The sequence below is a fragment of the uncultured Aquincola sp. genome (genome assembly GCF_964001545.1).
Classification (GTDB): domain Bacteria; phylum Pseudomonadota; class Gammaproteobacteria; order Burkholderiales; family Burkholderiaceae_C; genus Aquincola.
In genome coordinates this window covers 1-4,964 of record NZ_CAXFDV010000275.1, presented here as the reverse complement: position 1 = coordinate 4,964, position 4,964 = coordinate 1, and the positions used below count along the sequence as shown (strand labels likewise).

5 protein-coding genes and 1 pseudogene are annotated in these 4,964 nt (G+C 66.9%); 3 read left to right on the top strand and 3 right to left on the bottom strand.

From position 1 onward, the window contains the following. On the bottom strand, window positions 1-686 hold a 686-nt coding region (locus ABNT58_RS09615), incomplete at its 3' end, for an AEC family transporter (RefSeq protein WP_348753267.1). Between the two features lie 148 nt (window positions 687-834). Between ABNT58_RS09615 and ABNT58_RS09610 the strand changes: the two genes are divergently transcribed. Together ABNT58_RS09610 and xerD are read left to right on the top strand one after the other, a co-directional pair. After that, complete coding sequence (locus tag ABNT58_RS09610) at window positions 835-1,815, top strand: tripartite tricarboxylate transporter substrate binding protein BugE (RefSeq protein ID WP_348753266.1); 981 nt, start codon at window positions 835-837, stop codon at window positions 1,813-1,815. Beyond that, a complete protein-coding gene (gene xerD / locus ABNT58_RS09605) occupies window positions 1,812-2,714 on the top strand; it encodes a site-specific tyrosine recombinase XerD (RefSeq protein WP_348753265.1) in 903 nt (300 codons plus the stop codon). Before ABNT58_RS09610 ends, xerD begins: the two co-directional genes overlap by 4 nt. 115 nt (window positions 2,715-2,829) lie before the next feature. Here xerD and ABNT58_RS09600 read toward each other — a convergent pair whose 3' ends face one another. Then, a complete protein-coding gene (locus ABNT58_RS09600; RefSeq protein WP_348753264.1) occupies window positions 2,830-3,795 on the bottom strand; it encodes a porin in 966 nt (321 codons plus the stop codon). Window positions 3,796-3,984: 189 nt separating this feature from the next. Here ABNT58_RS09600 and ABNT58_RS09595 point away from each other — a divergent pair, with 189 nt between their 5' ends. Continuing rightward, entirely contained in the window at window positions 3,985-4,584 is a 600-nt protein-coding gene (locus ABNT58_RS09595) for a MarC family protein (RefSeq protein ID WP_348753263.1), read from the top strand. A gap of 124 nt (window positions 4,585-4,708) precedes the next feature. On the opposite strand, the pseudogene ABNT58_RS09590 reads toward ABNT58_RS09595, so the two are convergent. Continuing rightward, window positions 4,709-4,964: pseudogene (locus tag ABNT58_RS09590) on the bottom strand (amino acid ABC transporter permease); the annotation flags it as partial.

The following is a 4,964-nucleotide window of genomic DNA, read 5'->3' as shown; positions in this document are numbered from 1 at the left end:
GCCGAGAAGGCCACGATCACCACCTGTTGCAGCGGCGAGAGGTCGGTGAAGCGCACGAACACCACCGCCAGCATCGGCAGCACGAGGTGGCGGATGCCCAGCAAGGCTGCCGCCAGCCGCGGCGCGTCGCGCAAGGCGCCAAAGCGCAGGCCGGCGCCCACCGCCATCAGGCCGATGGGCAGGGCCGCCAGGCCGATGCGGTCCAGGGTGATGGCCACCGGCGCGGGCAGCTTCAGGCCCAGCAGGCTGGCCACCAGCCCGCTGACGGTGGCGATGATCAGCGGGTTGCGCAGCAACTCCTTCATGAAGCCGTGGCCGCCATGCCGCGCCAGCGGCCACACCGCCGCGATGTTGCAGGCCGGCACCGCCACCGCCACCAGCAACGCCACCGCGGCCACGCCGGGCGCGCCGCCCAGCCGCTCGGCCAGCGCCAGCGCCATGTACGAGTTGAAGCGGAACGCCACCTGCGCGCCCGAGGCATGCAGCCGCGCATCCACGCCCGGCCAGCGGCCCAGCAGCATGGCCAGCGCGATGCCGCAGCCCACGATGGCCAGGCCTGCCAGCCCCAGCGTGGCCAGTGCCGACGGCTGCAGCGGGTTGCGGACGATGGAGTTGAACAGCAGCACCGGAAACAGCAGCCAGTACACCAGCCGCTCGGCCCCGTCCCACACGCTGCGATTGAGCATCGTGTAACGGCAAACCAGGAAACCGATCACGATCAGCAGGAAGTCAGGCAACAAAAGCAGGGCGGTGTGCATCAAAGCAGTCTGCCACCCCCGGGCGCGCCAGGTGCGCAGCCCATAATTCCCGCTCATTTCTCAGGAGCTGCTTACGATGAAACGGACGACTCTCAAGGCCCTTGCTTCCCTGGCTGCCGTGAGCCTGCTGCCCTTGTCGCTGCCTGCGGCGGCCCAGCAGTACCCCAGCAAGCCGGTGCGCATGGTGGTGCCTTTCGCCCCTGGCGGCACCACCGACATCATTGCCCGCGTCGTGTCCGAGAAGGCCGGCCAGGCCCTGGGCCAGACGCTGGTCGTCGAGAACAAGAGCGGTGGGGGCGGATCCATTGGCGCGCTGGAACTCATCCGCTCGCAGCCCGACGGTTACACCCTGGGCATGGCCACGGTGTCCACCACGGCGTCCAACCCGGCCATCAACCCCAAGATCGGCTACAACCCGGTCACCGACTTCACGCCCATCATCAACATCGCGGCCACGCCCAACGTGATCGTGGTGCACCCTTCGTTCCCCGCGAAGGACTACAAGACCTTCCTCGAAGTCATCAAGAAGAACCCGGGCAAGTACAGCTATGCCACCTCGGGCACCGGCGGCATCGGCCACCTGCAGACCGAGCTGTTCAAGAGCCTGACCGGCACCTTCATCACCCACATCCCGTACCGGGGCGCGGGCCCGGCGCTGAACGACACGGTGGCCGGCCAGGTGCCCATCATGTTCGACAACCTGCCGTCGGCATTGCCCTTTATCAAGGACGGCCGTCTGATCGCCATCGTGGTGGCCGCGCCGCAGCGCCTGGCCGTGCTGCCCAACGTGCCCACCTTCAAGGAAGTGGGCCTGGAGGCTGCCAACCGCATGGCCTACTACGGCTTCCTGGGCCCCAAGGGCATGTCCAAGGACGTGGTGGACAAGGTCAGCGCCGCGGTCAAGAAGACCGTCGAGCTGCCTGATGTGAAGAAGCGCATCGAGGACACCGGCTCGCTGCTGGTGCTGAACACGCCGGAAGAATTCGCCGCGCAGATCCGCGCCGAATACGACGTGTACAAGAAGGTCGTGCAGACCCAGAAGCTCACGCTGGAGTGAGCCCGCGCGAGGACAGCCAGGCGTTGATCGATCGCTTCATCGACGCGCTGTGGATCGAGGACGGACTGGCGGCCAACTCATTGGCCGCCTACCGCCGCGACCTGCAAGGCTGTGCCGACTGGCTGGCCGCCGAGCCGCGCAAGTCGCTGGCGGCGGCCACCGAGGTGGACCTGCTGGGCTACGTGGCCGCGCGCCACGCCGGCTCACGGGCCACCAGCGCCAACCGGCGCCTGACGGTGTTCAAGCGCTTTTTCCGCTGGGCGCTGCGCGAGCACCTGCTGGCTGACGACCCCACGCTGCGCCTGCGCACCGCCAAGCAGCCGATGCGGGTGCCCAAGACGCTGAGCGAATCGCAGGTGGAAGCGCTGCTGCAGGCGCCCGACGTGGGCAAGCCGCTGGGCCTGCGCGACCGCGCGATGCTGGAGCTGATGTACGCCAGCGGCCTGCGCGTGAGTGAGCTGGTGGGCCTGCAGACCATCCAGGTGGGGCTGGCCGAAGGCGTGCTGCGCGTCACCGGCAAGGGCTCGAAGGAACGCCTGGTGCCCTTTGGCGACGAGGCGCATGGCTGGATCACGCGTTACCTGGCGGACGCACGCTCCGCGATCCTGCAAGGCCAGGCCACGCAGGCCTTGTTCGTGACCGCGCGCGGCGAGGGCATGACGCGGCAGATGTTCTGGAACATCGTCAAGAAGCATGCGCTGGCGGCCGGCATCACCACGCCGATCTCACCCCACACGCTGCGGCATGCCTTCGCCACCCACCTGCTGAACCACGGCGCCGACCTGCGTGCGGTGCAGATGCTGCTGGGTCATGCCGACATTTCCACCACCACGATCTACACGCACGTGGCGCGTGAGCGGCTGCGGGCGCTGCACGCGAAACATCATCCCCGAGGGTGAGTCTGTGCGCCAATGCGGCGCGTGAAGCTTGGGGCGGGCCGGCGCTTCGTTCAAGCGCACCCATGAAAAACGGCCCCGAAGGGCCGTCTGGTGTTCTGGTCCGGTGAACCGGAGATCAGAAGTTGTGGCGCACGCCGATGGCGAACGAGCTGGGGTCCAGCACCGTGCCATTCGTGCCGGTGGCGCCGAAGTAGCTGAAGTCACGACCGTTGTCGACCTTCGTGTAGAAGGCGTAGACCTTGGTGCGCTTGGACAGGTTGTAGTTGTAGGCCAGGGTCCACTGGGTGGCCTTGGAGTTGTCGATGTTTTCCCAGTCGCCAGCACGGCCGACGTTCACGTGGAACTCGGAAGCGCCCAGGGTGTACATGCCAGCCAGACGGAACATGTTGCGGGTGCCGGCGCCTTCCAGGTCGCTACGTTGGTAGTAGCCACCGAAGGTGAACGCGCCCAGTTCGTACACAGCGCGCAGAGCCAGCTGCTTGTTGTCGAACTCGGCTTGCTTCTCGAAGCCCACGCCCAGGTGCAGCGGACCCGCGTCGTAGTTGCCAGCCAGGTTGTAGACCTTGTTGGCGTCCACGCCTTCGCCGGCCGACACGCTGAACTCGCCCACGAAGCCCGACAGGTTCGGGGTCTGGTACGACACCGTGTTCTTGTTGTTGCTCAGGTAGGTGTACAGCTTGTCTTCCGACGTGCCGGTGTCGTGGTTGTGCATGCCGATCCAGTCGGCAGTGGCGTAGTAGGCGGCGCTGGTCAGACGACCGGCGCGGATGTTGCCGAAGCCGCCCGACAGGCCAACCCAGGCGTCGCCCGACCAGAAGTCACCGGTGGTGGTGCCGGTGTCGCTGTTGAAGCGGTGCTCCAGGTAGAAGTCAGCCTTCAGGCCGCCACCCAGATCTTCCGTGCCCTTGAAGCCCAGGCGCGAAGCGTTGTTCTGCAGCACGGCTTGCTTGCCGTCGACAGCGATGTTCTTTTGGTATTCGACGCTGGTGTTCACGCGGCCGAACACGGTCACGGAGCTCTGGGCCAGAGCGGCGTTGGCGCCCAGGGCGGCCACGGCAGCAACGATCAGGGTGCGCTTCATGGGGATCCTCTCAGGAAGTAATTGGCTTGCAACTGCACTGCATACCAGTGCAAATCGCGCAGACAAAGTGTAAGAGGGGCCCCTCAGGAAAACGAGCATATGGCAGCGTTTCAGGCCGTTGACGCTGCGGGAAAACAACACTGGCACCAGGGAGGTGCGGCCTGTAGGCAAGGGCACAATCCGCCGCCCATGGACCACACCTTCATCTCCGCCCTGCTGCTGTTGCTGCTGGTGCTCGACCCGTTCGGCAGCCTGCCGATCTTCATCTCGGTGATGCGCAACGTGGCGCCTGAGCGCCGTGCGCGGGTGGCCGTGCGCGAGGTGGTGATCGCCTTTGGCGTGCTGGCGCTGTTCATGGTGGGCGGCCAGGGCTTCCTGTCGCTGATGCACCTGTCGGAACGTTCGCTGGAAGTGGCCGGGGGCGTGATCCTGCTGATCATCGCGATCCGGATGATCTTTGCCTCCGGCAGCGAGATCTATGCGGCGGCCGAGGGCCAAGCGCGTGAGCCCTTCATCTTTCCGCTGGCGGTGCCGCTGCTGGCTGGCCCGTCGGCCATGGCCACGGTGCTGCTGCTGGCCTCGCGCCAGCCGGAGCGGCTGCTGGAGTGGGTGGGGGCGCTCACGGTGGCGATGACGATCAGCGGCGTGGTGCTGCTGCTGGCCGACCGCCTGCGCCGCTTGCTGGGCGCCTCGATGGTCAGCGCCATCGAAAAGCTGATGGGCCTGGTGCTGACCGCGGTGGCGGTGGAGATGATCCTGGCCGGCCTGAAGCGCTACTTCTTCAGCTGACGCGAGGGGCTCCTCCGGGCCGAGCGCCGGGCCGCCCCAAGCCGGCCCGACATCCCCTTGGGGGATCGCCCGGCGTACCCGCCGGGCGAGGGGCTGACATCTCACCGGGCGAGGGGCTCCACATTCACCTGCCGCGCAGGTGCGCAGGCGCTTCCAGACGTTTGGCCAGACCGGCCAGCAACAGCGTCAGCACCAGGTAGATCGCCGAGATCAGCAGATACGGCTCCCAGTAGCGCGAATACGCGCCCGCCACGGTGCGGGCCGCAAGGGCCAGTTCGGCCAGGCCGATGGCCGAGACCAGCGACGAGTCTTTGATGAGTGTGACGCCTTCGTTGACCAGCGCCGGCATCATGCGGCGGAAGGCCTGCGGCAGGATCACG